Here is a 25,380-nt window from a genome sequence, read left to right on the forward strand (position 1 = left end):
CTCGTCGCCTCAGCCCCGGGCGATGCCGGAAGTCTTGCGCGGCAGCCACACCAGCATCAGCACCGTCCCGCCCAGCAGCAGGAACCCGCTCGTCCGGAACGCCAGCGCGTACCCGGCCGTCAGTGCCTCCCCCGAGGCGCTGTCGCCCGTGCGGGCCGCGGCGATCGTCGACATGATCGCCAGCCCGAGCGAACCACCCATCGTCCGCGAGGTGTTGACCAGACCGGACACCAACCCGGCGTCCCTCGGTGCCGCGCCCGAGGTCGCCAGCGCGGCCAGCGGTGTCGCGGCCAGGCCCGCGCCCGCCATCATCAGGATCCCCGGGAACATGATCGCCGTCAGATACGAGCCGTCCGCCGTCATCGTCGACTGCCAGCCGAAGCCCGCCGCCGCCACCACCGTGCCGAGGGCCGCCACATTGCGCGCGCCGACCACCGGCATGAAGCGCGGCGCCAGCTTCGAGCCGAGGACCACCGCGAGCGAACTGGGCACCAGCGCGAGCCCGGCGCCCAACGGCGAATAGCCGAGCACGTTCTGCGCGTACAGCGTCATGAAGAACCACATGCAGAACATCGCGGAGCCGCAGACGAACATGGCCGCGTTCGCCGACGACACCGCTCGCAGGCGCAGCAGTTTCAGCGGCATCAGGGGGGTCTTCGTCCGTGCCTCGACGAGGAGGAACAGTCCGACCAGGGCGAGGCCGGCACACAGCGGCACCAACGTCACCGCCGCCGTCCACCCCTCGGCCTCCGTCTGCACGATCCCGTACGCCAGTGTCGCGAGCCCCGCCGTCACCAGCAGCGCGCCCGGCAGGTCGAGGCGGCGGCCGTCTCCGGCCCGGCTCTCCACCAGCCGGCGGGCGGCCCCGGCCAGCACCACCGCGCCGATGGGCACGTTGATGAGCAGCACCCACCGCCACGACAGGCCGTCGACCAGCAGCCCGCCGACCAGGCCGCCGGCCGCGCCGCCCCCGGCACCGACGGCGGTCCACGTCGCGATGGCCCGCGCGCGTGCGGCGCCCTCCGGGACGGCCGAGGTGAGGATCGTCAGCGTCGAGGGGGCGAGTACGGCGGCGCCCAGGCCCTGCACGGCCCGCGCGACGAGCAGCTGCCAGCCCTCTTGGGCGAGGCCGCCGCCCAGTGAGGCCAGCGTGAACAGCGCGAGCCCCACCAGGAACATCCGCTTGCGGCCGTACAGATCACCGGCTCGGCCGCCGAGCAGCATGAATCCGGCGAAAGCGATCGAGTAGGCGTTCACCACCCACTGGAGTCCCGGTGCGCTCAGTGCGAGGTCGGTGCGCATGGAGGGCAGCGCGACATTGACCACGGACACGTCCAGTACGACCAGGAACTGGCCGGCGCAGGCGAGTGCGACCACCATCCACGTGGGCGGGGCGGTGCGTTCGGATATACGGGTGTCGTCTTCGGCGGCTCGGAGCATGGGTGTCATGCTCTCAACCGGGTTACGGTCCTTGCATCGGGATTTCGCCGCGCTCCAACTCGGCCGTGAGACCTAGGGCCTGCCTTTCGGATCACGCCTCAGGAGCCGAGGGACGCGGCGCCGCGTCGAGTCTCCGCGAGGTGGACGTCGATGTAGTTGGCGAGGGTCACCGCGTCCTGGGGGTCGTCGGCCTGGAAGGTGATGCGACGGAGCAGGGCGACCCCGTCGAGCGCGACGCCCTCGCGGGCGAGGACGAAGACGAGGGCAAGAAAGGCGGACCGGGCGTTGCCGTCGTCGAAGGGATGGAAGTAACAGACGTCGAGACAGGCGCGTGCGGCGCGGGCGGTCAGAGGAAGGGGCCGCCCGCCGCCCGTTGCGCTCTCGGCCAGGCAGGCATCGAGGCGGTCGCGGGTGTCCGGGCCGATGCCGTACCGTTCCCGGCCCCCCTTGGCAAAGGCGGGCAGGCTGCGGAACGGCGGCGGCTGCGGTGTGTCCAGGACGTGCTGCTGCCAGCCGCGAAGCAGTTCGAAGTCGAGCGAGGCGCCGCGCGCCGCGTCGGCCCGCATCAGCTCCAGGGCGGCGAGCAGACCCTCTGCGCGGGCCGGGTCCACGGCGCCGTCGAATGGACGAGCGGCGCCGCCGCATCGACGGAGTGGCCACCACGGTCGGCGAACTCGCCGCTGCTGAAGCCTTGTTGGACATCCCGGTGCGGCCCTTCCCGGCGGAGCTGGAGGTCGAGCGGACGGTCAGCCCGCAGAGCCTGGTGCAGTTCGACGGCAACTTCTACCCCGTCTCGCCGGGCCTGCCCGGGGTCCAGGTCAAGCTTCTGCACCGCCTGGGCGAGAGCGACCTGCGGATCGCCACCGCGGGCCAGGCGGTGATCGCTCAGCACCGCCGGGCCCCGCGGGGCGCCGGCCAGACCGTCCGGGACGACGGCCACGTCATCGCCCTGGAGCGAGCAGTACTGGCGTCGTTCTCCGACCGGGCCCCCTGCAAGAGCAAGGTCCGCAAGCCGCTGTCGGATGCCGCGCTCGCGGAAGCCGAGCGCCTGCGCGGACCGTCCCTGGTCGGTGATCCGGCCGAACGGGTCGTGATCGACCTGTCCCACTATGCCGCCGTGGCCGACCGGCTGCGGAGTGTTCCCCCGCCGAAGGAGGAGAACCCGGAGTGAGTACGTCGCCCATGCAGATGAGCGAAGCACGCCGCTTCCAGCAGCTGCGAGGCCATCTGCCCTACCTCAAACTCAACGATGCCGCCGAGGCGTTGAACCGGGTCCTGGACCAGGCCCGCACCGAACGGATGTCGCTGACCGCGGCCCTGGAACGACTGCTGGAGATCGAGGTCGAGGCCACCGAGGCCCGCCGGCTCGCCGCCCGGCTGCGGTTTGCCTGCCTGCCGGAGCCGTCGACCCTCAACGATTTCGACTTCGCCGCCCAGCCGGGCGTCGACGAGAAACTCATCCGCGACCTGGCCACCTTGCGCTTCCTCGACGACGCCTCCAACGTCCTGTTCGTCGGGCCGCCCGGGGTCGGCAAGACCATGCTGTCCGTCGCGCTCGGCCGGGCCGCGGTCGAGGCCGGACACCGCGTCTACTTCACCACCGCCGCGGAACTGGCGGCCAAGTGCCACAAGGCGGCCCTCGAGGGCCGCTGGAAGACCTGCATGAACTTCTTCGCCGGCCCCAAGCTCCTGATCATCGACGAGCTGGGCTACCTCCCGCTGCCCGAGGACGGGGCCTCGGCGCTGTTCCAGGTGATCAACCAGCGGTATCTGAAGTCGAGCACGATCCTCACGACCAATGTCGGGATCGCCGACTGGGCCGGCGCCTTCGGCGACGCCACGGTCGCTGCCGCGATGCTCGACCGGCTCCTGCACCGGGCCGCTGTCGCAGGCATTGACGGCCCCTCCTACCGGCTGCGCAGCCACCAGAACCAGGCCAATTTATCCGAGCTGGGCTGAACGCCCGTGTCAGCCGGCAGATCGCGATGAACCGGGCGTCACACGGCTACGCCGAAGCCTTGGGGTGTGGGGGTCAGGCAATCCTCCCCCACACTGAAGCTCATCCTTCCGTATGTTTATAGGCGCCGTCCGCCTAGGTCAGCACCCCTCTTCCTGATTTATGCACGACCCGCCGGATTCGACGAAGTTATCGACCGTGCTGGCGGAGTCCGATTCGTCACCAGAATCGTCATCCGAAAGCAGGCTGGGCGCGTGCATGCTGTGGCTGCCGACTAGGCTCACGACCGACGTGCGGGGCATGGGGGCCGCCATCGCAGCGGAAGCCGGAACGATGATGCCCCCGGCCACCATGGCCGAGGCGACAACCGTCGCAAGGCGAAGGCGTCGTTGCTTGGGGCGGGTGTCGTCGGGGGTATATTTATTGCGAATCATGGGTTTTCTCCCTATTGATACCGAGGAATTCTGTGGTGTGCCCCAGGAAATTCGGCGTGATGGTCGGTGGATCGGTTACGACCGCTGAGCGCCAAGCCGGATAACCGCGGTTCGGCGAAATGGAGAATCCTTGGAGGGATTCTTCCTCACCGTGCTGCCTCATTTGCTTTTCGGTGAGACTGCACTTCTAGTAGGCCTGACCGGCACAGTATGGTCATGTTCCGAGGACTCGGGACTTGACGGACCCGTAGACAGGGGGTAAAAGTCAGCGGAAAACGCCGCCGGAGGCGGCCTTTCGCCGACGAAAGGCCGCAGCGGGGTGATGCCAACGGCAGCCCAAGTGTCAGCGGCTGCGAGCCCATGAGGCAGCGATGGCCGTCAGCTCTGGGATCGTGCGGGGGTCGCGGCCCAATCCCCTTTGGTTCGTACCTGAGCTGGCAACTGACCGCGGAAAGGTGGCCTGAGCCTGTCACCGTGTCGACGGCCGTGTCTGCCGCTGAACGCTTGCATATGAAGGCTGCGTTCGCCGACGACGCGTCGCAGGGCTCCCTGCTCTACTCCGAGTGGGCAGCACAGCAAAACCTGCCACCTCTCGTGCCCGACGGGCGCTGTACGGCGGGTGCGAGGCGGGCATCGGAGTAGCCACCACGGCAGATACCGGGCTTCCCGAAGATCAGAGACTGCCCGGCGGCGTTTTCGTGGAGCCTTCACCCCAGGCATGCCGCTCTGTCAAGTCCCGAGTCGGAACGTGACGATCCTTTGTGGGTCAGGCCTACTTGTGGTGCGGCCTCACCCGAGAGGAATCGAGGCAGCACGGTAAGGCGGAATTCCTCGCCGAGAATTCTCCCTGTCGTCGAACTGCCGGTTATCCCGGCATGGCGGTTCAGGTCGTAACTGTTCCGCCGATCACCACTCAGAGTTCCCGGAGGTACATCAAAAAGCCTCTCTATACCAGTAGCAGAAAATCATGACTCGTAAGATTCACACCCACGATGACGCTCGTCCCCAGCATCGGGGCTTGCGCCTCGCGACGGTTGCCGCTTCGGCGGCGATAGCCGGGGGCATTGTCCTTCCGGCTTCCGCCGCGGTGGCGGCCCCGATGTCCGCCTCGCCGGTCGTGAGCCACCTCGACAGCCACGGCAAGCACTGCTATCCCGACATCTTCCCGGAATTGCGTCGCAGGTAATGCCAAAGCCGGAGACGGCACGAGCAGCAACGCCAACTAGGAGGTGACTGCCGCGGACAGTATCGAGTAAATTCGGAGTCTGGCTGGGTGGCAAAGTCTGGGGCCGCAACGCCCGGCCAGCCTGCCGTGGGCAGCTGGTTTCACGGAGTCGGCCGGTCGTGACGGGGGCTCGGTCAGCCGACCTTGATTTCTTCGTACACCGGAACGCCGAACTGGTTCAGCGCCACATTGGAGAGCTTCTCCGAATAGCCGGCGGTGCCGTGCACGTACCAGAGGGGAATGGCGGCCATGTCGTCCCGGACCACCTCCTCGGCCTGCTGGAAGATGGAAACGGACTTGGCGGTGTCGGTCTCCGCGTTGGCCCTGTCCACCAGGTCGTCGAATTCCCTGTTGGACCATTTTCCGTCGTTGGACGAGGCGCCGGTGTAGTAAAGCGGCTGCAGGAAGTTCTGGATCAGCGGATAGTCCATCTGCCAGCCAGCCCGGAAAGGACCCGTCATCTTGAACTGGGTGACCTGGTTGCGGAAGTCGGCGAACGTGCCGACCGGCTTTCCGACGCAGGCTCTGTCGTTGCCGAGCGTGTTGTTGATGGAGTTGCATACCGCGTCCACCAACTCCTTGAGGGAGGCGTCCGCGTTGTACGAGATCTTCACCTGCCCGCCGGGGAGGCCGCCGCCCTCCTGGACCAGCTTCTTCGCCTCGTCCGGGTGGTACTCGCAGGCCTCACCGCACAGTCCCGCCTTGAAGCCGCCCCCCTCACCGAGGACCGGCGAAGTCCAGTCGCTCGCCGGGGTTCGTTTCCTCTGCAAGATCTTGTCGATGATCTGGTTCCGGTCGATGGCCATGGACAGGCCCTTCCGGACCTTCTCCGTCCCCGGCTTGGACCAGGCCTCGTCGTAGAACGGGAAGGCGATGGTCTCGATGCCGCCGGCCGGCGTGTTGATGTACCGACCATCGAGGTCGCCCTGGACGTTTCTGAGCTGCGGCAACGGCACGTCGGTGACGAGGTCAAGACTTCCAGCCAAGACATCGGTGTAGGCGGTGTTGCTGTCGGTGTAAACCTTCAGGTGCACTCCGCCGTTCTGCGCCTTGTCGTCGCCCGGATAGCCGTCCCATCTGCGCAGCGACATCCCCGAGCCGCGGGTGTACGACTCGACGGTGTACGGGCCGTTGCCGATCGGTTTCTTCAGCCAGGCGTCGTGGTCGTCGAAGAACGCCCGGGGAAGCGGGGCGAAGGTCGCGTAGCCGAGGGTCTCGGGGAACGTCGAGAACTTCTGGTTGAGCCGGACGGTGAAGGTCTCGTCGTCGACGACCTTCAGTCCGGACAGTGTGTCGGCTGTCTGGGTGCCGGATGCCGGGTGCACCTTGTCGTAGCCCTCGATATAGCCGAAGAAATAGGCGTTCCGCTGGTTGTTCTCGAGGCTTGCGCCGTAGTTCCAGGCATCCACGAACGATTTCGCGGTGACCTTCTCGCCGTTGCTGAACGTCCAGCCGTCCTTGATGGTGATCCTGAAGTTCTGCGAGTCGGACGTCTCGATCTTCTCGGCGAGCATGTTCTCGGCCTCGCCGGTCTTCGGGTCATACCGCTTCAGGTTGCGGAAGATCATGTCGAGGACGGTGGTACCGAGCGTCTCGTTGGTGTTCGCCGGCTCGAGCGGCTTCTGCGGGTCGCCCCACGAGGAACTGAGGATTCCGGAGCCGTCGCCGCCGTCGCTCCCGCCCCCGCAGGCCGTCGCCGCGAGCGCGAGCGCCACCGCGCACACGGCCCACCGGGCGTACGTGGCTCCACGCATGGACTTCCTCCTCGGACTGCTCGGTCCCATGCCTGGTTCCCTGCTCGGCACCGCGCCCGGTCCCGCTGCTCGGTCCCATGCCTGGTCCCCTGCTCGGCACCGCGCCCGCCGCTGCTCTGTCTCAGACCTGGGTTACGTGCGGCCCAATATCGCCTCATACGCCATGAACCACACATTCACCCCGCCCATGACGGCCGAGGGTCATCCGGATATACGCATTGCGGGTGAAGAGAGGTGTCAAAGCGCGCCGATCAAGGCGTTGTCCTCCCAGACGTTGGCGTCCTCGAAGTACCCCACTCCATGGCGGCGCTGTGGTCGGCCCATCCGCCCTGCTTGGCGATCTCCTTGCTGTCGTTGCCGACGCGCTTGGAGCTGGTGGCCAATCCGCGGCGGGTGGGCCGGAAGGAGAGGTCGCCCCTTGCCCAGCCGGGTGATGACGTCGCCGATAGTCTCGTCTTCGAGCCCGCCGTCCATGACGGTGTGCCAGCGCGGGTGCAGCGGCTTGTAGGCGAAGTCGTCCGGGGCGGTCAGCGGGGGTCGCATCGGTCCCGGGCATGCTCGAAAAGGCGCTACTGGTCTGCCCCGCGTTCCGCGTCATTCGGGGGTTCTAGAGGATCCGGCGGGGTGAAGCCGCAGGCCAGGGCGTTGACGCTGGGGCCATGGGTCGAAAGTGCCTAGCTACTTGCCCCTGAAGAAGTCGGGGCCCCTGATGAGGTGACCTGCGCGGAGAGCTGGTACGAGTTGTCCGTGGCCGCCACGGTGGTGTTGGGTCGAGGCGGCCGGGGGTGGTGGTGATGTTGCGTGTGTCCGTGCCACAGGACACATGGTGGGAGGCACTGCCGGAGCAGGCGCGGCAGCTGCCCGCCGAACTGGCCTGCGTAGATGCCTACTTGGATGACGAGCGGTTCATCGCACCGTGGCGAGCGGTGTTCGCCGAACGCCTGGGGCGGCCGTCGGTTCCTGTCGAAACGCTCTTGCGTCCGCTGTACCTCAAGCACCGCTACCAGCTCGGCTACGAGACGCTGTGCCGTGAGGTGGCGGACTCGCTGAGCTGGCGGCGGTTCTGCCGGAACCCGCTGACCTCCCCGGTGCCGCACCCGACGACGCTGGTCAAACTCGTACGCCGCAGCGGCCCCAAGGCCATCGAGCAGCTCAACGCCGCACTGCTGGGCAAGCTCGTGGAGGACAAGCTGCTGCGGTGCCGCAAGCTGCGCATCGACACCACCGTCATCGAAGCCGACATCGACCACCCCACGGACGCCGACCTGCTGGAGCACGGAGTGCGCAAGCTGGGCCGACTGGTGCGCCGGATCAAGGCCGCCGGCGCCGCCAGGCGCACCCGCTTCCGGGACCGCAGCCGATCAGCAGGCCGCCGCCTGAAGCAGATCTCCCGCACACTGCGGGGGAGCACCGGTCAGGGGCTGGGCGAGATCGACCGGCTCACCGGCGAGGTCGCCGCCATCGCCGCAGCGACACTGCGAGATGCGGCCACGGTGGAGCACAATGCGCGGCGCGCACTGCGCGGGCGGCCGTCGGGGCGGCTGGCACACCTGGTCGGTGAGCTGGCCGAGACGGTGGCGGGCACCCGGCGCCTGCTGGAACAGACCGCGTTACGGCTGGCGGGGACCCGCAAGATCCCCGACCGGCTGGTGTCGTCAGCCGACCCAGACGCCCGGCCGATCCGCAAGGGCAAGCCCCAGCACCCCACCCAGTTCGGCTACACCGCGCTGGTGGCCGAGGCCGAAGACGGCTTCGTTGCCGACCACCGGGTTCACCGGGGGAACCCGGCCGATGCCCCGCAACTGGTGCCCTCCGTCGAGCGGGCGACGGCGCTGGTCGGCCGGGTGCCGACAACCGTGGTCGCCGACCGCGGTTTTGGCACCGCGGCCAACGACCGGGCGCTCGCCGAACTCGGGGTCCGCAGGATCGGTCTCCACCGCAACGGAACCCCGGGAAAGGCTCGCCGGGAGTACGAACGCAGCCGCCCGTTCCGACGGATGCGCAACTGGAGAGTCGGTATCGAAGCCCGGATCAGTCACCTCAAGCGCAGCTTCGGCTTCCGCCGCACCTGCCTCCGCCGCTTGGCCGGCGCCCAGACCTGGGCCGGACTCGGGATCTTCGCCTACAACCTCCACGGGATGACCGTCCTCAGCCGGTGAACAAGGACGGCCGCCCAGGCTCCGGCACCGGAACAACCCGCAGCAACAGCCCGGTCACCAGGCCAAACCCTTTTTCAGGGGCAAGTAGCCAAGCTAGGGCCCCGAGCCTTGGTGGGAGCAAGCCCCAGACCCTTCCTGAAGGAATCAAACCATGGGTGCGGTCTTCGCAATCGCGAAACTAGCTCAGTCACGAGCCGGTGTGGGTACGGCTGAGCCGGGCGGGAGCTTCTGGCCCTCTTTGGGCATCGTGAGCAGGCACATCACATACCGGAAGCCCTGGTTCCAGGTCTCCTCGGCATCGCCCCAGGCGAGCAGATCGCGGGTGTTGCTCCTGTAGGCGCCATACTGCTTGACGCACAGCTCGTAATCTTCTTCCCAAGCGCCGTACTTTATGTTCTGGGGCGCCTTGACGTAGCCCAAGCCCTGGTATTCGTGCGTTTTGTTGCAGTCCGCAAGGTTGAAGGCGTAATTGTTTTCTTCCAGTTTCTCGGTGTTGTAGCAGTCCCCGATTGAGCTGTTCTCAACGTAGATCTGTTCGCCGTGCTTCCGGTGGTCGCCCACCGGGCCGTAGAGGCTGACGGTCTTGCCGAAGAGCAGGCAGGCGGTGTTGCGCGCGCCGTTGTCCCAGCCGGCTTCGCTGGGTACCAGCGCGAAGGACTGGACGTCGACCATCTTGCGCGTCGTGTCCCGCAAGAGCCCGAAGCAGAGTCCTTGGCCGTTGGTCCTCGCGTCTGCCAAGGATGTGGCTGCGTTCACGTCCAGGACCTGGCCATCCGGGTAGGTCCTGCAGTCCACGATTTTCAGTTTGGGCATGCCTGTGAGCCTTCCCTCGGGCCAGGAGGCATTGACGCAGTCTCCGGGTTTCAGCTCGCGGGCCAGTCCGACCTTGTCCCCGTAGGGCAGGGACTGGCCGTTCTCGACGGTCTTGTCCGGGCTGTTGAGCAATGCGATGCCTCCCCATATGCCGCCACCGGTGAGCAGCAGTGCAGCGGCGATGCCGCCCAAGACCCGGGCCGAAGGGACCTTAGACCGCCAGGGGTGCTGCGGCTGCGGCTGTGGCGGAGCTTCCGCCGCTTGGGCGGCTTCTCCGGTCGGCGGTGCGGCAGGCGGGGGCTGTGAGGCGGGCGGCTCTTCCGGCAGCGGCGTCGTCTTCGCCGTAGGGACGGCCGACTTGTGCATCCGGGGTTCTGCACTCGGCGTGGCGGCGAGCTCGGCGAGTTTGCGCTTCGCTTCGTCGCCCCCCATCCGTTCTTCGGGGTCCTTGGCCATCAGGCCGGCCAGGACGGGCCCCAGGTCTCCTGCCCGGGTCGGTGGCGGGGGTTCTTCGAAGAGCAAGGCTCTCAGCGTCTCGTAGGGCGTAGGGTGCTCGAACGGTCCGCCCCCCTCTACGGCGTAGTACAAGGTGGCACCGAGTGAGAACAGGTCGGAAGCCGGGCTTGGTGCGACTCCGCGGGCGCGCTCCGGTGCCAGGAATCCTGGGGTTCCGACAATCCCGGATGTTCCGGTCAGCCGTGTCTCGCCGGAGTCCGGCTGCAGCGAGATGCCGTAGTCGGCCAGCAATACCTGCCCGCCCTCGCCATGGCCCGGAGCCTCAGGGGTTGGCCCTGCCAGCAGGATGTTGGCGGGCTTGACGTCCCGGTGCAGGATGCCCGCCCGATGGCCCGCCATCAACGCGTCGAGTACGGCCAGACCGATGCGCGCAGTCTCCGCGGGCGACAGGGGGCCGCGATCACGCACCACCTCGGCGAGATCCTTTGCCCCGGGCACGAACTCCATCACGATCCAGGGCAGGCCATTGTCCTCGACGACATCGTGCACGGTGGCCACATGCGGGTGGCTGCGCAGCCGGGCAGCGTGCCGGGCCTCGACTTGAGCACGGGCTATCCGGGCACCCAGCTCCCCATCCGGGATGCCCACGGGAAGCATGAGCTCCTTGAGTGCCACCTCGCACTCGAGTTTCTGGTCGTAGGCGAGCCACACTCGCCCCATTCCCCCGGTCCCGAGCCTGCCCAGCAGTCGGTACCGCCCCGCTACCAGGCGTTCGGCATCGTTGCCCTCCGTCATGGCAGACCTCCACAACGCCCGCTTTCAAAAACGTATGCTGTCTGGGCAAAAACTACAAATGGGCCATGCTGAATCAGCGAGAGATCAACCACGCACCGCTCGCGCGGACAAGCTCGGACTGAGGGTCACTGTCGGCTCGTGCCGTCGAGGCATCCTGGGTGCTGTCGGTCCTTAGTGTCGTTCCCGGACTCCTCGGCCGGTGCCTAGTCCAGTGGCGGCGTCGGCACCCGGCTGCCTTCCCTGCGCGACCGGTTGCCTGCCGACCTTCGCGAGGGGCCCCAGGGGCCCGACCTCGGCTCGTCCAAGTTCACCTCCCTCTATCAGAGGGACGACGAGTGGGCCGCCGAGATGGGCAACAAGACCGTGCACGCGGTGATGCACATCGGCTGGGTCCCGGACGGGGCCGACGGCTACCGCGGCCAGATGGCCGTCCTGGTGAAACCGAACGGATTCTTCGGCACCCTCTACATGGCCGCCATCAAGCCCTTCCGGTACATCGGGGTGTACCCGGCGCTGATGCGCTCCATAGGCCGCGAGTGGCAGGCGAACGCCGCCGGACGGAGCGTGCGCTGACCGGGTCCCAGAACCCAGCACTGAGCACTCCCTAGTCCCCCGCCCGCAGCAGCGTCACCACCGCTGCCCCGCCCAGCCCGATGTTGTGCGCGAGGGCCACGCGTGCGCCGGGCACCTGTCGGGCTCCCGCCTCGCCGCGGAGTTGCCAGGTCAGCTCGGCCACCTGTGCGATCCCGGTAGCGCCCAGTGGATGTCCCTTGGAGATCAGGCCGCCCGACGGGTTCACGACCCAGCGTCCGCCGTAGGTGGTGGCGCCGGACTCGATGAGCTTGCCGGACTCGCCTTGCGCGCACATGCCGAGCGCCTCGTAGGTCAGCAGCTCGTTGACCGAGAAGCAGTCGTGGAGTTCTACGACGTCCACGTCCTCGATGCCGAGTCCGGACCGCTCGTAGACCTGGCGGGCGGCCTCTCGCGACACCGGTTGTCCGACGACGTCGATGCACGAGCCGGAGGCGAAGGACTCCTCGATGTCGGTGGTCATCGCCTGGGCGACGATCTCGACGGCCTTGTGCGCCAACTCGTGCCGCTCGACGAACCGTTCGGACACCACGACGGCCGCCGCCGCGCCGTCCGAGGTCGGCGAGCACTGGAGCTTGGTGAGGGGACGGTGCACGGTCCGGGCGGCGAGGATCTCGTCGACGGAGTACACGTCCTGGAACTGGGCGTACGGGTTGTGCGCCGAGTGCCGGTGGTTCTTGGCGCCGACAGCGGCCAACTGCGCCTCCGTCGTACTTCTCCATGTGCTCTCGCGCCGCGTCGCCGAAGATCTGCGCGGTGGGCGGCGACATATCGAAGCCGTGCCGGGCCGCCATGATTCCGTAGTGCCGGGCCACCGGGGACGTCTCGAAGTCCCCGCCGTCCGCCCCGCCCCCGAGCGCTCCCCGCTTCATCTTCTCGAACCCCAGCGCCAGGACGCAGTCGGCGAGGCCGCCCTCGACGAACTGCCGCGCCAGCATCAACGCACTCGACCCTGTCGCGCAGTTGTTGTTGACGTTGTAGACGGGCACACCGGTCAGGCCCAGTTCGTAGGCGGCGCGCTGCCCGGCGGTCGAGGCCTGGAAGCAGTATCCGACGGGCACCTGCTCCACATCGGCGTACGAAATCCCGGCGTCGGCCAGGGCGTTGGTGCCCGCCTCCTTGGCCATGTCCCAGTACTGCCACTCCCGGGTCTCGGGCTTCTCGAACTTCGTCATACCGACCCCGACGACGTACGTCTTCATGAGTTCCCTCTCAGTCCCTGGGCAGGCCGAGGATGCGCTCGGCGACGACATTGAGCTGGACCTGGGTGGTGCCGCCCGCGATGGTCAGGCAGCGCGAGAGCAGGAAGCCGTGCACGGCTCGCTCCCCGACGCCCTCGCGCAACGCGCCCGCCGGGCCGAGGAGTTCGAGCCCGAGCTCGGCGACCTTCTGCTGGTGCGCGGTCTGCACCAGCTTCCGCACGGAGGCGCCCGCGCCGGGTTCCACGCCGGACACCTGCCGCAGGGTCGTCCGCAGCCCGATGCAGGCGAGCGCGTGCGCCTCGGCGAGCAGAGCACCCAACCTCGCCTCGTCGACAGGAGCCGCCTGCGCGATCAGGGCCTCCAGTCCCGTGTCGAACGTCAACTGGTCGGCCATGTGCACGCGTTCGTTGCCGAGCGTGTTGCGGGCGACGCGCCAGCCGTCGTCGACCTCGCCGACGACCGCGTCCGCCGGCAGCAGCACGTCGTCGAAGTAGACCTCGTTGAAGAGGGAGTCCCCGGTGATCTCCTTCAGGGGGCGGATGTCGATGCCGTCCGTGTTCTTCATGTCGACGACGAAGTAGGTGAGCCCCTTGTGCTTGGGCGCCGCCGGATTCGTCCGCGCGAGGAGGATTCCGTAGTCGGCCCACTGCGCGGCACTCGTCCACACCTTCTGTCCGTTGACCCGCCACCGCCCGTCCGCGGTCCGCTCGGCCCGGGTCCGCAGCGACGCGAGGTCGGACCCGGCGCCCGGCTCCGAGAAGAGCTGGCACCACAGGAGGTCCCCGCGCAGGGTGGGCAGCAGACAGCGCTCCCGCTGCCGTTCGGTGCCGTACGCGATGAGGGACGGTACGACCCAGGTGGCGATGCCCAGAGCACTGATCCGTACCTCCGCCGCCGCCAATTCCTGCTGTACGGCGAGCTGCTGGACGGGTCCGGCGCCGAGTCCGTACGGCGGGGGCAGGTGCGGGGCGGCGTACCCCGTGGGCGCCAGCAGCCGTCGTACGGCCGCCGGATCCAGCCCGCGCGCGCCGGCGATCACCTCGCGGGCCTTCGCCCGGTACGCGGACGCCTCCGCCGGCAGCTCCAGGCACAGCTCCCGCCGTACGCCGTCCCGTGCGAGCCGCGCGGCCCGCCGCAGGTGTACGTCCCCGGTCCCGAGCAACTGCCGCGCCACCACCGCCCGGCGCAGATACAGGTGGGCGTCGTGCTCCCAGGTGAACCCGATCCCGCCGAGGATCTGGATGCAGTCCTTGGCGCAGGAGTACGCGGCGTCGAGCGCGACACCGGCCGCGAGGGCGGACACCAACTCCCTTGCACCGCTTGGCTCTTGAGCTGCCTCCCCCTCTTCCCCATAAGGCTCTTGAGTCGTCTGCCCCTCTTCGCCAAGGGGCTTTTGAGCAGCCCGCCCTCCTGCCCCAACCGGCCGTTGAGCAGCCCGCCTCCCCGCCCCAACCGGCCCTTGAGCAGCCCCCCTCCCCGCCCCAACCGACTCTTGAGCCGCTCGGGCCGCGTCCCACGTGAGCGCCCGCGCCTGTTCGAGCCGTACGAGCATGTCGGCGCACAGGTGCTTCACGCCCTGGAAGCGGCCGATGGGGTGGCCGAACTGTTCGCGGACCTTGGCGTATTCGGCGGCGGTGTCCAGCGCCCACGCGGCGGTGCCGCACGCGTCCGCGGCCAGGAGGACGGCGGCGAGGTCGCGGACCAGGTCCGAGTCGGCGGCGAGGACGCGGTCGGCGGGCACCCGCACCCCCTCCGCCCGGATCTCGGCGGTCGCCCGCGTCGGATCGGCGCTCTCGTGGGGCCGTACGACGAGGTCGGCGGCATCCACGGCCAGCCACACCATCTCCATCGCGCCCGCGCCCGCGGCCGCCAGGATCAGGACGTCCGCGTCGGCGCCGGACAGTACGGGCGGCGCGGTCCCGTCGAGCACATAACCCTCGTCCGTCGCGACCGCGGTCAGGGTCCCCGCGTCGAACGCCACGGCGCCGACCCGCTCTCCGCACCCCAGCGACCGCAGGAGAACGTCCGGCCGCACCGCCCCTGCCGCCCGTTCCAGTACCACCGACGCCAGTGCGCTCGCGAGGTACGGCCCCGGTAGCGCGGCCCGCGCGGCCTCCTCCACGACGACGGCGAGGTCGACGAGGTCGCCGCCACCACCGCCGTACGGCTCCGGAAGGTGCACGGCCAGCAGTCCCTGCGCGGCGAGTGCGTCCCAGTAGGAAGGTCTGCCGCCGCCCGGCGCGTCGAGCAGTTTGCGGACCTCCTCGGGTGGCACGGCTCGCGCGATCCAGCCGCGTGCGGCCTCGGCCAGATCCCGCTGTTCCGGCGTGGTCCCGATGCCCATGCGCGCCTCCCCAAGGCCCAAGGTGCGCGCCAGACTAGAACACGTTCCATTCTGACGGTAGGTCAGATCCCCATGGAAAGGTCAAGAATTCGTTAGTACGCCGAAGCATCGGAATAGTTGCCCGGGCGCACCGGGTTCAACTTGCACGTATCCCGCACGGATCACCCACCCGGATCGTCGACCCGACCGCCCGTATCCCGCACGGATCACCCTCCCCCGCACTACCTGAGTACGTCTCTTCTTCCGGCCTGGAGGCCCCACCCCATGACGCACACGACGACCGACCAGCCCACGCGGAGGCCGAGCGGCGCGACCGTGCCGGTGCTCGCCTTCGCGGGCATCGTTGTCGCGGTGATGCAGACCCTGCTCGTCCCGGTCATCAAGGACCTGCCGACGCTGCTGAACACCGAGCCCAGCAACGCCACGTGGGTGCTGACCTCGACTCTGCTCTCGGGCGCCGTGGCCACGCCGATCATGGGGCGCCTCGGCGACCTCTTCGGCAAGCGGCGCATGCTGCTCACCAGCCTGGCCGTGATGGTGGTCGGCGCACTGGTCAGCGCCCTGACCAGCACCCTGCTGCCGATGATCGTGGGCCGTACGCTCCAGGGCTTCGCCATGGGCGCGATCCCGCTCGGCATCGGCCTGATGCGCGACATGCTGCCCCGCGAGAAGCTCGGCTCGGCGATGGCCCTGATGAGCTCCTCGATCGGCGTCGGCGGCGGACTCGCGCTGCCCGCCGCGGCCCTGGTCGCGCAGCACGCGAACTGGCACGCCCTCTTCTACGGCGCCGCCGGCCTCGGCGTCCTCTCGATCCTCCTCACCCTCCTCGTCGTGCCGGAGTCCCCGATGCGCGCCGAGGGCACCTTCGACGTGCTGGGCGCGATAGGCCTCTCCGTGGGCCTCGTCCTCTTCCTCCTGCCGATCACCAAGGGCAGCGACTGGGGCTGGACCTCGGCCACCACGCTCGGCCTGTTCACCGCGTCGGCCGTCGTGCTCGTCCTGTGGGGCGTGATGGAGCTGCGTCTGAAGGCTCCGCTGGTCGACCTGCGCACCACCGCCCGCCCCGCGGTGCTCTTCACCAACCTCGCCTCGATCATGGTCGGCGTGTCCTTCTACGTCGTCTCGCTGGTCCTGCCGCAGCTCCTCCAGCTGCCGAAGGCCACCGGCTACGGCCTCGGCCAGTCGATGGTCACCGCGGGTCTGCTGGTGGCGCCGCTCGGCCTGACGATGATGGTCACCGCGCCGGTCTACGCCCGCCTCTCCGCCAAGTACGGCCCCAAGGTCACGCTGATCCTCGGCATGCTGATCATCGCGATCGGCTACGGAGCGGGCCTCGGTCTGATGAGCGCCGCCTGGCAGAGCCTCGTCATCGCGGTGGTCCTCGGCGCGGGCATCGGCCTCGCGTACTCCTCGCTGCCCGCGCTGATCGTCGGCGCCGTCCCGGCCTCCGAGACGGGCGCGGCCAACGGCCTGAACACCCTGATGCGCTCCATCGGTACGTCGGTGTCGAGCGCCGTCATCGGCATGGTGCTCGCCAACACGGCCCATCACGTGGGCGGCGTCGCCGTCCCCACCATGCACGGTTTCCGCGTCTCCTTCCTGATCGCGACGGGCGCGGTGGCGGTCGGCCTGCTCATGGCCCTGTTCCTGCCCGGCCGACGCCAGGCGACCAAGCCCCAGCTGCGCGCCAGCAGCGAGGAGGACGCCGCCCTGGAGCGCGCGAACGAGGTGCTCCGCGGCTTCCGCGGCCGCGTCCTGAACGCCGACGGCGACCCGGTCGCCCGCGCCAAGGTCACCCTGATCGACCGGCGCGGCCGCCAGGCGGGCGCCACCCTCTCCGCCGAGGACGGCAGCTACGTGCTGGCCGTGCCCGCCGAGGGCCCCTACGTCCTGGCTGCCAAGGCCACCGGCCACGGCCCGCTCGCCTCCTCGGCGACGCACGCGGGCGACGAGCGTCCGGTCGAGGTGGACCTGGCGCTGCCGGCCGCGACCGTTCCGGCGTAACGGACGACCCTCCTGTGGCACCCCCGTCGCGTCCGCGGCGGGGGTGTGGTGCACGATGGGGCGCCCAGGGACCCGTACAACCAGGAGGACCCCCATGCCCGCGGCACCCAAGCCGGAGATTCTCGCCGCCTTCGAGGCCGCGAAGGGGTTCATGCCGCTCGGCGAGGGGCTCGCGCTGTACGAGGCCGCCGTCGAGGCGGGGCGGCTCGGGCTGCCGCTGCTGGAGGTCGGCACCTACTGCGGGCGCTCCACGATCCTGCTCGCGGCGGCCGCGCGTGAGGCCGGGGTGACGGCGATCACGGTCGATCACCACCGGGGCAGCGAAGAGCAGCAGCCGGGGTGGGAGTACCACGACCCGTCCACGGTCGACCCCGAGATCGGCCGGATGGACACGCTCCCCACCTTCCGCCGCACCCTGCACCAGGCGGGCCTGGAGGACCAGGTGGTCGCGATCGTCGGCCGCTCGCCGCAGATCGCCGCCTTCTGGCAGACACCGCTCGGTTTCGTCTTCATCGACGGCGGCCACACCGACGAGCACGCCAACGGCGACTACGAGGGCTGGGCCCCGCACGTCGCCGAAGGCGGCCTCCTGGTGATCCACGACGTCTTCCCCGACCCGGCCGACGAGTTCACCGGCCAGGCCCCGTACCGCGTCTATCTCAGGGCCCTGGAGTCCGGCGCGTTCACCGAGATCTCGGTGAACGACTCGTTGCGCGTCCTGCGGCGAACGGGAGCGGGGATCTGAGGGCACGGTTAGAGTCGCTGACGTGTCGTACGTAGGCCCTGACTTCGATCCGCCCCAACCGCGCCGTTCCCGGCGCGGACCACTCACCGTCGCGGTCGCCGCGCTCGTACCCGGTGCGCTGGCCGGGTGGCTGGTGTGGCAGGCGGTGGGCGACGACTCGGGGGGCGGGTCCGACAAGGCAGGGGTGGCACCGTCGTCCTCCGCGCCCGCCTCCCCCACGGCGTCCGCTTCCGGCACGGACGACTCCAAGCCGAGTACGTCACCGCCCTCGAAGTCGACCTCGACGCCCTCCGCGTCCGCACCCGCCGCCTCCGGCCCCCTCAAGGGCAAGGTCGTCGTCATCGACCCCGGGCACAACCCGGGTAACTTCCGGCACGCGGCCGACATCAACCGCAAGGTGAACATCGGCACGAACTGGAAGGAGTGCGACACGACGGGCACGTCGACCAACGCGGGTTACACCGAAGCCCAGTTCACGCTCGACGTCGCGCGCCGGATGCGGACGATCCTGCAACAGCAGGGCGCCACGGTGAAGTTCACACAGGACGGCGACCGCTCGTGGGGCCCATGCGTGGACGAGCGGGCCGAGATCGGTGACAAGGCTCACGCCGACGCGGTCGTCTCGATCCACGCGGACGGCTCGGCGGCCGGCAACCGCGGCTTCCATGTGATCCTGCCCGCGTCCGTCCACGCCGGCGCCGCCGACACCCGCCCCATCGTCGCCCCCTCCCGCGATCTGGGCGAGCGCATCGCGGGCCTGTTCGTCCGCGAGACGGGCAGCGCGCCCTCCAACTACGTCGGTGACGGCACCGGTCTCGTGGTCCGAAAGGATCTCGGCGGTCTCAATCTGTCAACGGTTCCGAAGGTGTTCATCGAGTGCGGCAACATGCGCGATAGCAAGGACGCTGCGTTGCTCACCAGCGGCGCGTGGCGGCAGAAGGCGGCGCGTGGGATCTCTGAGGGAATCGTGAGTTTCCTGCGCGGGTAGTGATCACGAGGTTGCACCGGGCGTACACCCTGATCGGGCGGGCGATAGTGTCGTCCGTACGATGAGGGGCCACCCCCGCGCTTCACACCAGGGCCTGACGGCGCCATGGTGACAGCGATGCCTCCACCGATGACGAGACGACTGACGAAGGACCTGAAGTGAATATCCGCTCCCTCACTCGAGGCGACGGCGTGGTGATCGGAGCAGCGGTATTGCTGTTCATCGCGTCGTTCCTCAGCACGTACGACCCGGCCGGCAGCAACTCGCTCAATGCCTGGGACAACCTGGGCCTCGTGATGAGCATGTACATCGGGGGCATCGCCGGTGCGGCCCTGATCGTTGTCGCCCGCGCGCTCCCGCAGCCGCGGAAGGTCATCGGGCTCGACCTCGGCCAGCTCGGGGTGGCCCTGACGCTCTTCGCCCTGTGGACCTCGTTCTGGACCATCATCGACCCGCTGGGCGCGTTCAGCGACACCTTCGGCACCTCGAACGTCAGCGCGGGCTCGGGCCTGATCCTCGGCCTGATCGCCGCCCTGGTCCTGGCCGCCGCCGCGATCGCCACCCCGCTGGTCCCGGCGCTGAACGCGGCTCTCGTCGGCGCCCCCAAGCCCCCCACCCCCCAGCCCTACGGCGCCCAGCCGCAGGGCGGTTACGGCTACCCCGGCGCCCAGCAGCCGGCCCAGCCCTACGGCGCTCAGCCGCAGCAGCAGCCGTTCGGTGGTCCGTCGCAGCCCCAGCCGCAGCAGCCGGCCCCGCAGGCGCAGCAGCCCGCCGCCCAGGACTTCTCGCCGTTCTGGTTCGCCGTGCCGGTGCCGCGGCCGCTGTTCGCGGAGGACGGTTCGCAGGCGCCGATCGCCGAACTGGCGCCGGGCACCTGGTACCTGGCCGTCGAGCAGCGCGGTGCCACCCTGGTGGCGCAGACCCAGGACGGCCGTCGTGGCGTCCTGCAGGACACGTCGGGGATCCAGCGCGGCTGACGCCCGCTTCCCGCACATGCGGCCCCTCGCCCTTCCGGGCGGGGGGCCGTTGTCGTACAGTCGCCAGCCGAACGTATAGCTGACAGTCCATCAGACATCGGCGCCTGGAGGGGACATGCGGCTCGGTCTCGCACTCGGCTACTGGGGGCGCGGCCCCTCCGCGGACCATGTGCCGCTCGCCCAGGAGGCGGAACGGCTCGGATACCACTCCGTGTGGACCGCCGAGTCCTGGGGCTCGGACGCCTTCACCCCGCTCACCTGGATCGCCGCGCGGACGTCCCGTATCCAACTCGGCACGGCCGTCGCCCAGATGGCCGCCCGCTCCCCCACCACCACCGCGATGCACGCGCTCACCCTCGACCACCTCTCCGGCGGGCGCATGATGCTCGGCCTCGGGCTTTCGGGTCCGCAGGTCGTCGAGGGCTGGTACGGGCGGCCGTTCCCGAAGTCGCCGCTGACCGCGACCAGGGAGTACGTGGATGTCGTACGCCAAGTCCTCAGGCGCGAGGCCCCCGTTGAACTGGACGGGCGCTTCCACTCCCACCCGTACCGGGGCGCCGACGGCACCGGCCTCGGCAAGGCGTTGAAGCCGATCACGCACCCCCTGCGCGCCGAACTGCCCGTCCTGCTGGGCGCCGAGGGCCCGAAGAACATCGCGCAGACGACCCGGATCGCGGACGGCTGGCTGCCGCTGTACTGGTCACCGACCCGCCCCCAGGCGTACGAGGCCTCGCTCACCGACCTGTCTGAAGGCTTCCTCGTCGCCCCCATGGCCCGCGCCCACGTCTGCGACGACCTCGCCGAAGGGCTGCTGCCCGTCAAGGCGATGCTCGGCTTCTACATCGGCGGGATGGGGCACGCGGCGCGCAACTTCCATGCCGATCTGATGGCGCGCATGGGGTATGAGGAGGAGGCGCGCCACATTCAGGAGCTGTTCCTCGCCGGGCGTCGCGAGGAAGCCGTCCTCGCCGTCCCGGACGCCTTCGCCGACGAGATCTCGCTCGTCGGACCGCGCGAACGCATCGCCGAGCGGCTGGAGTTGTGGCGCAAGGGTCCGGTGACCGACCTGCTGGTCCTGTCCCCGGACCCGCGCACACTACGGGTGCTCGCCGAACTCAACTCGTAGTCGGTCAACCACCGGTGAGCTGCGACGCCGACGGCACCTGGTCCTTGACCTCGGCGCCCGCGCTCTTGCCGGCGTCCTTCACCTTGTTGATGACGTCGTCGAAGGAACTCACGGCACCGTCGGTCCCGTCACCCTTGCGCAGCTTGGAGGGCAGGCCCTTGAGCGTTTCGATGCCCGCGGTGAGCGGGGCGATGGCCTTGGAAAGCGCCGGGTCCCCTTCGGCGTTCTTCGCGGCCGCCTTGAGGCGGTTGTACGCGAACGTGCCCGCGAGGCCCGCCTTGACCAGGGCGAGCTTGTGCCCGTTCGCACCCTTCTTGAACTTGCCGGCCTTCCACGGCTTGACGATCCACTGGTAGGTGGCTCCGGCCGCGAGCCCCGCGTTCGCCACGAAGCGGGTCTTGGCGAACTTCTGTTTCTCCGCGGAGGTCGATGGACTTGGAGGGGCGGTTGCGGCCACGGCGGCGGTGTCCTTCGTAGTGCTGTCACTGCCGCAGGCGGTGGCGCCGGCGAGCAGGGCGCAGGACAGGGTGAGCGCCACGATCGGGCGCCGTATCGGTACGGGCACGGGGTCCTCCGGGAAGGGAACGGTTCCCCTGATCAGGGACAGAGTTCTCCCTGGACAGGGACATGGTTCTCCCTGGTCACGGGAGAACACGGCTCTCCCGTGAGCCTCACCCCGTCGCGGCGACTGCGCCACTTGAGCGAACCCGTTCGGGTTTCACCCACGATGCGCTGGCTACCCGGCAGGTATGTCCCCTCGATATCGCAACGGCTCGAATCAGGCGGGGACGGTCATCGCGATCGTCGCGGACGTGATGGCCGTCATCCTCGGTCTGTGGATCCTGATGTATCTGCTGGACGCCAACCGCGCCAACGACCTGGTGCAGTTCGTCCATGACGCGGCCGCCTGGCTCGCCGGCTGGTCGCGTGACCTGTTCACCTTCGACGAGGCGTGGGCGCGCGTCGTCGCGGGCTACGGCCTGGCGGCCGTCGTGTACCTCTTCGTGGGCCACGCGATCGCCAACCGTATGCACCGGCACTGAGCCTGCGGACGGTCCGCGGACTCAGCTACGCGCAGCAGTCGGGGTCCAGGCCCCACGGGAGGCGTTCGCCGCCGAAGACCGCGCAGGTGGGCTCGTCGCCGCCCAGCGCGGCGACGGCCAGCAGGAGTGAACCGGCGGTCCAGGTGGTGAGTTCCTCGGGCCAGATGGCCTGGTCCTCGAAGACGTAACCCGTCCAGTACAGGCCGGTCCTGGGGTCGCGCAGGTGCTGGATGGACTGGAGAATCTCCAGAGCACGGTCGGACTCGCCCACCGCCCACAGGGCGAGGGCGAGTTCGGCCGACTCGCCACCGGTCACCCACGGGTTGGGGACCACGCAGCGGACACCGAATCCCGGGACCACGAAACGGTCCCATCCCTCGTCGATACGTGACTTGGCCTCGGCGCCCGTCAACGCGCCGCCGAGCACCGGGTAGTACCAGTCCATCGAGTAGCGGTCCTTGTCGAGGAACCGCTCGGGGTGGAGCCGGATCGCATGGCGCAGCGCGCCGACCGCCAGCTCCCAGTCGGGCTGCGGCTCTTCCCGCTGCTCGGCGATGGCCAGCGCACAGCGCAGCGCGTGGTGGATCGACGAACTCCCGGTCAGCAGCGCGTCGTTCACCGCTGTGCCGTCGTCCTCGCGCTTCCAGCCGATCTGCCCGCCGGGCTGCTGGAGTCCGAGCACGAACTCCACGGCCGCGTAGACGGCCGGCCACATGCGGTCCAGGAACGTGTCGTCGCCGGTGGCCAGGTAGTGGTGCCAGACGCCGACGGCGATGTACGCGCAGAAGTTCGTCTCGCGGCCGCGGTCGGTGACGTCCTCGAAGTCCCCGTCGGCGTACGCCGCGTACCAGGAGCCGTCCGTGTTCTGGTGCCTGACCAGCCACTCGTACGCGCGCTCAGCCGCCTCGTGCTCCCCCGCGGCGTCGAGCGCCATGGCCGCTTCGGTGTGGTCCCACGGGTCGAGGTGGTGCCCGCGGAACCACGGTATGGCGCCGTCCGGGCGCTGCACCCCGAGGATCCCGCGCACCGTGGCGGCAGCCTGCTCGGCGGTGAGGACCCCGGGCAGGACGAGGTGTTCTGTCCGGGGGGTGGTCACTTGGCGTCCACCAGGGGGAGGTGGGGCTTGGTCGCATACGCCACGAAGCTCTTGCCGATCAACGGGTTCAGCGCCTGCTCGGCGACCCGTGTGGCCAGGGGTTTCTTCATGATGTCCCAGACCAGGAGCTTGTGGTACGCCCGCACGGGCAGCGCCTTGTCGTTGTCGACGCCGAACGCGCACTTCAGCCACCAGTACGGGGAGTGGAGGGCGTGCGCGTGGTGGGAGCCGTAGGGCTTGAGGCCGGCCTCGCGGATCTTGGCCAGCAGTTCGTCCGCCTTGTAGATGCGGATGTGGCCGCCCTCGACCTCGTGGTACGCGTCGGACAGCGCCCAGCAGACCTTCTCCGGGCCGTAGCGCGGAACGGTGATCGCGATGCGGCCGCCCGGCTTCAGGACGCGGACCATTTCCGCGAGGACGCCCTTGTCGTCCGGGATGTGTTCCATGACCTCGGAGATGATCACGACGTCGAAGGACTCGTCGGGGAAGGGCAGCGCCAGCGCGTCGCCCTCCATGGCCGTCGCGGTGGCTCCGGCGGGCGCCTCGCCCGCCTCCTTCATCGCCGCGAACCACTTGGCGACCTCGCGGATCTCCTCGCCGTTCTGGTCCAGCGCGACGACCTGGGCGCCGCGCCGGTAGCACTCGAACGCGTGCCGGCCGGCACCACAGCCGAGGTCCAGGACGCGGTCGCCCGGGGCGAGCGGGAACCGGGAGAAGTCGACGGTCAGCACGTGGCCCTGCTTTCGCGGTTGGCTACAACTAGTTCTTCGGCGGCGTCCTGGGCGGGGGCTTCGGCCCCCTCGGTGGCCGCGGAGCGGTCGGGAGGCGTGGGCGCGATGGGGAGGCCGGGGCCTGCCGCGGAGCGGCGGGGGGCCTGGCCCGCGGAGCCGGCCATGGCCTCGCGGTAGTGGGCCACCGTGCCCTCGGCGGCTCGGGCCCAGGTGAAGCGCTGCAGTACCCGCGCACGGCCGGCGACGCCCAGGCGCACCCGCAGCTCCACGTCGCCGAGCAGTCGGCTCAGAGCGGCGGCCAGCGCGCCCGAGTCGCCGGGCGGCACCGCCAGGCAGGTCTCGCCGTCGGGCCCGGCGACCTCCGGGATCGCCCCGCCGGTCGTGGCCACCAGCGGCGTGCCGGTCGCCATGGCCTCCGCCGCCGGGAGCGAGAAGCCCTCGTACAGCGACGGCACACAGGCGACCTCCGCCGAGCGCACCAGGTCGACCAGTTCCGCGTCGGAGATCCCCTTGACGAACTCGACGGCGCCTTCGAGCCCGTACCGCTCGATGGCCTGGGCGACGGGCCCGTCCTCGGCGCGCTTGCCGACGACGACGAGGTGGGCGCCGGGGTGCTCGGTGCGCACTTTCGCGAGCGCCTCGACGAGGAAGACCAGGCCCTTGAGCGGCACGTCCGCGCTGGATGTCGTCACGATGCGGCCCGGCACCTGCCGTACCGCCGGATCCGGCGAGAAAAGGTCGGTGTCCGCGCCGATGTGCACCACGTGTATACGGTCCTGAGCCACACCCAGGTGGTCGACGATCTCCTGGCGTGACGTACCGGAGACGGTGAGCACGGACGGCAGGCGGCGCGCGACGCGCTTCTGCATGCGCGTGAAGGCGTACCAGCGGCGGACGGACGCGCGGCGCTTCCATCCCTCGGCGGCGTCCAGCTCCAGCTGCCGGTCGACGGTGATGGGGTGATGGATGGTGGTGACGAGGGGTGCGCCCACGTCGCCCAGCAGGCCGTAGCCGAGGGTCTGGTTGTCGTGGACGACGTCGAACTCGCCTCGGCGGGCGCGCAGATGACGCCGGGCACGCAGCGAGAAGGTCAGCGGCTCGGGAAAGCCTCCGGTCCACATCGTGCCGACCTCGAGCGCATCGATCCAGTCCCGGAACTCCTCGCGCTTCGGGGTGCGAAAGGGGTCGGGCTGGCGGTAGAGGTCGAGGCTGGGCAGCTCGGTGAGGCTCAGCTCGGGCAGGCCTTCGTCCAGCACCGGATAGGGCTGGGAGCCGATGACCTCGACCCGGTGGCCGAGGCGGGCGAGCTCGCGCGAGAGGTGTCGTACGTAGACACCCTGGCCGCCGCAGAACGGGTTCCCCTTGTACGTGAGGAGCGCGATGCGCAGAGGTCGGTCCCCGTCGGCGGCCGCACCCTCCCCGGGGCCCGCCTCCATGGCCTCAGCGGTCACTTACGGCCCCCTTCTCCCTGCACTTTCCCGCGAGATTACGCCGGGACGC

21 protein-coding genes and 2 pseudogenes are annotated in these 25,380 nt (G+C 69.5%); 11 read left to right on the plus strand and 12 right to left on the minus strand.

Going from position 1 to position 25,380, the window contains the following annotated elements; translation table 11 throughout:
• Nucleotides 1-9: 9 nt before the first annotated feature.
• The gene (locus tag ACIBK0_RS00270; RefSeq protein WP_399073963.1) at nucleotides 10-1,449 is read right to left on the minus strand and encodes an MFS transporter; all 1,440 of its coding nucleotides are present in this window, start codon (nucleotides 1,447-1,449) and stop codon (nucleotides 10-12) included.
• A gap of 89 nt (nucleotides 1,450-1,538) precedes the next feature.
• A complete protein-coding gene (locus ACIBK0_RS00275) occupies nucleotides 1,539-2,051 on the minus strand; it encodes a Fic family protein (protein WP_399073964.1) in 513 nt (170 codons plus the stop codon).
• An 11-nt stretch (nucleotides 2,052-2,062) separates the two neighbouring features.
• On the opposite strand from ACIBK0_RS00275, the gene ACIBK0_RS00280 reads away from it, so the two are divergent.
• Both ACIBK0_RS00280 and istB read left to right on the plus strand, forming a co-directional pair.
• Nucleotides 2,063-2,611, plus strand: a complete 549-nt coding sequence (locus ACIBK0_RS00280) for a Mu transposase domain-containing protein (protein WP_399073966.1) — start codon at nucleotides 2,063-2,065, stop codon at nucleotides 2,609-2,611.
• Entirely contained in the window at nucleotides 2,608-3,399 is a 792-nt protein-coding gene (istB, locus tag ACIBK0_RS00285) for an IS21-like element helper ATPase IstB (protein ID WP_399073968.1), read from the plus strand. The genes ACIBK0_RS00280 and istB overlap by 4 nt, the downstream gene beginning before the upstream one ends.
• 138 nt (nucleotides 3,400-3,537) lie before the next feature.
• On the opposite strand, the gene ACIBK0_RS00290 is transcribed toward istB, so the two are convergent.
• The gene (locus ACIBK0_RS00290; RefSeq protein WP_399073969.1) at nucleotides 3,538-3,831 is read right to left on the minus strand and encodes a hypothetical protein; all 294 of its coding nucleotides are present in this window, start codon (nucleotides 3,829-3,831) and stop codon (nucleotides 3,538-3,540) included.
• Between the two features lie 1,018 nt (nucleotides 3,832-4,849).
• Here ACIBK0_RS00290 and ACIBK0_RS00295 point away from each other — a divergent pair.
• Nucleotides 4,850-5,017, plus strand: a complete 168-nt coding sequence (locus ACIBK0_RS00295) for a hypothetical protein (RefSeq protein ID WP_399073971.1) — start codon at nucleotides 4,850-4,852, stop codon at nucleotides 5,015-5,017.
• A gap of 173 nt (nucleotides 5,018-5,190) precedes the next feature.
• Here the strand turns inward: ACIBK0_RS00295 and ACIBK0_RS00300 are convergent, their stop codons facing one another.
• A complete protein-coding gene (locus ACIBK0_RS00300) occupies nucleotides 5,191-6,810 on the minus strand; it encodes an ABC transporter substrate-binding protein (RefSeq protein WP_399073973.1) in 1,620 nt (539 codons plus the stop codon).
• A gap of 237 nt (nucleotides 6,811-7,047) precedes the next feature.
• Nucleotides 7,048-7,353: a hypothetical protein gene (locus ACIBK0_RS00305; protein ID WP_399073975.1), complete on the minus strand. Its 306-nt coding sequence runs from the start codon at nucleotides 7,351-7,353 to the stop codon at nucleotides 7,048-7,050.
• Between the two features lie 251 nt (nucleotides 7,354-7,604).
• On the opposite strand from ACIBK0_RS00305, the gene ACIBK0_RS00310 reads away from it, so the two are divergent.
• Nucleotides 7,605-8,969: an ISNCY family transposase gene (locus ACIBK0_RS00310; RefSeq protein ID WP_399073977.1), complete on the plus strand. Its 1,365-nt coding sequence runs from the start codon at nucleotides 7,605-7,607 to the stop codon at nucleotides 8,967-8,969.
• A 183-nt stretch (nucleotides 8,970-9,152) separates the two neighbouring features.
• Here ACIBK0_RS00310 and ACIBK0_RS00315 read toward each other — a convergent pair whose 3' ends face one another.
• Complete coding sequence (locus ACIBK0_RS00315) at nucleotides 9,153-11,033, minus strand: protein kinase (RefSeq protein WP_399073979.1); 1,881 nt, start codon at nucleotides 11,031-11,033, stop codon at nucleotides 9,153-9,155.
• Nucleotides 11,034-11,249: 216 nt separating this feature from the next.
• Between ACIBK0_RS00315 and ACIBK0_RS00320 the strand changes: the two are divergent.
• A pseudogene (locus tag ACIBK0_RS00320) lies at nucleotides 11,250-11,606 on the plus strand (DUF2867 domain-containing protein); the annotation flags it as partial.
• Between the two features lie 31 nt (nucleotides 11,607-11,637).
• Here ACIBK0_RS00320 and ACIBK0_RS00325 read toward each other — a convergent pair.
• A pseudogene (locus tag ACIBK0_RS00325) lies at nucleotides 11,638-12,826 on the minus strand (lipid-transfer protein).
• A 10-nt stretch (nucleotides 12,827-12,836) separates the two neighbouring features.
• Nucleotides 12,837-15,170, minus strand: coding sequence for an acyl-CoA dehydrogenase (locus ACIBK0_RS00330; protein WP_399073981.1), 2,334 nt, complete (start codon nucleotides 15,168-15,170; stop codon nucleotides 12,837-12,839).
• 264 nt (nucleotides 15,171-15,434) lie between these two features.
• Between ACIBK0_RS00330 and ACIBK0_RS00335 the strand changes: the two genes are divergently transcribed.
• The 5 genes from ACIBK0_RS00335 to ACIBK0_RS00355 all read left to right on the plus strand — a co-directional run bounded on the left by ACIBK0_RS00335 (nucleotide 15,435) and on the right by ACIBK0_RS00355 (nucleotide 21,010).
• Nucleotides 15,435-17,174, plus strand: a complete 1,740-nt coding sequence (locus tag ACIBK0_RS00335) for an MFS transporter (RefSeq protein ID WP_399073983.1) — start codon at nucleotides 15,435-15,437, stop codon at nucleotides 17,172-17,174.
• A 94-nt stretch (nucleotides 17,175-17,268) separates the two neighbouring features.
• The gene (locus ACIBK0_RS00340) at nucleotides 17,269-17,919 is read left to right on the plus strand and encodes a class I SAM-dependent methyltransferase (protein WP_399073985.1); all 651 of its coding nucleotides are present in this window, start codon (nucleotides 17,269-17,271) and stop codon (nucleotides 17,917-17,919) included.
• Nucleotides 17,920-17,941: 22 nt separating this feature from the next.
• Nucleotides 17,942-18,907, plus strand: coding sequence for an N-acetylmuramoyl-L-alanine amidase (locus ACIBK0_RS00345; protein WP_399073987.1), 966 nt, complete (start codon nucleotides 17,942-17,944; stop codon nucleotides 18,905-18,907).
• A 158-nt stretch (nucleotides 18,908-19,065) separates the two neighbouring features.
• Nucleotides 19,066-19,884, plus strand: a complete 819-nt coding sequence (locus tag ACIBK0_RS00350; protein WP_399073989.1) for a hypothetical protein — start codon at nucleotides 19,066-19,068, stop codon at nucleotides 19,882-19,884.
• A gap of 115 nt (nucleotides 19,885-19,999) precedes the next feature.
• Nucleotides 20,000-21,010 (plus strand): LLM class F420-dependent oxidoreductase, encoded by a 1,011-nt coding sequence (locus ACIBK0_RS00355; RefSeq protein ID WP_399073991.1) that lies wholly within the window; start codon nucleotides 20,000-20,002, stop codon nucleotides 21,008-21,010.
• A 4-nt stretch (nucleotides 21,011-21,014) separates the two neighbouring features.
• On the opposite strand, the gene ACIBK0_RS00360 is transcribed toward ACIBK0_RS00355, so the two are convergent.
• Nucleotides 21,015-21,575, minus strand: a complete 561-nt coding sequence (locus ACIBK0_RS00360) for a hypothetical protein (RefSeq protein WP_399073993.1) — start codon at nucleotides 21,573-21,575, stop codon at nucleotides 21,015-21,017.
• Nucleotides 21,576-21,759: 184 nt separating this feature from the next.
• Here ACIBK0_RS00360 and ACIBK0_RS00365 point away from each other — a divergent pair, with 184 nt between their 5' ends.
• Entirely contained in the window at nucleotides 21,760-22,053 is a 294-nt protein-coding gene (locus ACIBK0_RS00365; protein ID WP_399073995.1) for a hypothetical protein, read from the plus strand.
• A 25-nt stretch (nucleotides 22,054-22,078) separates the two neighbouring features.
• Here ACIBK0_RS00365 and ACIBK0_RS00370 read toward each other — a convergent pair whose 3' ends face one another.
• From ACIBK0_RS00370 to ACIBK0_RS00380, 3 genes are read right to left on the minus strand one after another with little or no spacing between them, the layout of a single operon-like run.
• A complete protein-coding gene (locus tag ACIBK0_RS00370; RefSeq protein WP_399073997.1) occupies nucleotides 22,079-23,149 on the minus strand; it encodes a prenyltransferase in 1,071 nt (356 codons plus the stop codon).
• On the minus strand, nucleotides 23,146-23,880 hold the full coding sequence (locus ACIBK0_RS00375; protein WP_399073999.1) for a class I SAM-dependent methyltransferase: 735 nt from the start codon (nucleotides 23,878-23,880) through the stop codon (nucleotides 23,146-23,148). The genes ACIBK0_RS00370 and ACIBK0_RS00375 overlap by 4 nt, the downstream gene beginning before the upstream one ends.
• The gene (locus ACIBK0_RS00380) at nucleotides 23,874-25,331 is read right to left on the minus strand and encodes a glycosyltransferase family 4 protein (RefSeq protein ID WP_399074001.1); all 1,458 of its coding nucleotides are present in this window, start codon (nucleotides 25,329-25,331) and stop codon (nucleotides 23,874-23,876) included. Before ACIBK0_RS00380 ends, ACIBK0_RS00375 begins: the two co-directional genes overlap by 7 nt.
• Between the last annotated feature and the right edge of the window lie 49 nt (nucleotides 25,332-25,380).

The sequence above is a fragment of the Streptomyces sp. NPDC050564 genome (genome assembly GCF_044457265.1).
Lineage (GTDB): Bacteria > Actinomycetota > Actinomycetes > Streptomycetales > Streptomycetaceae > Streptomyces.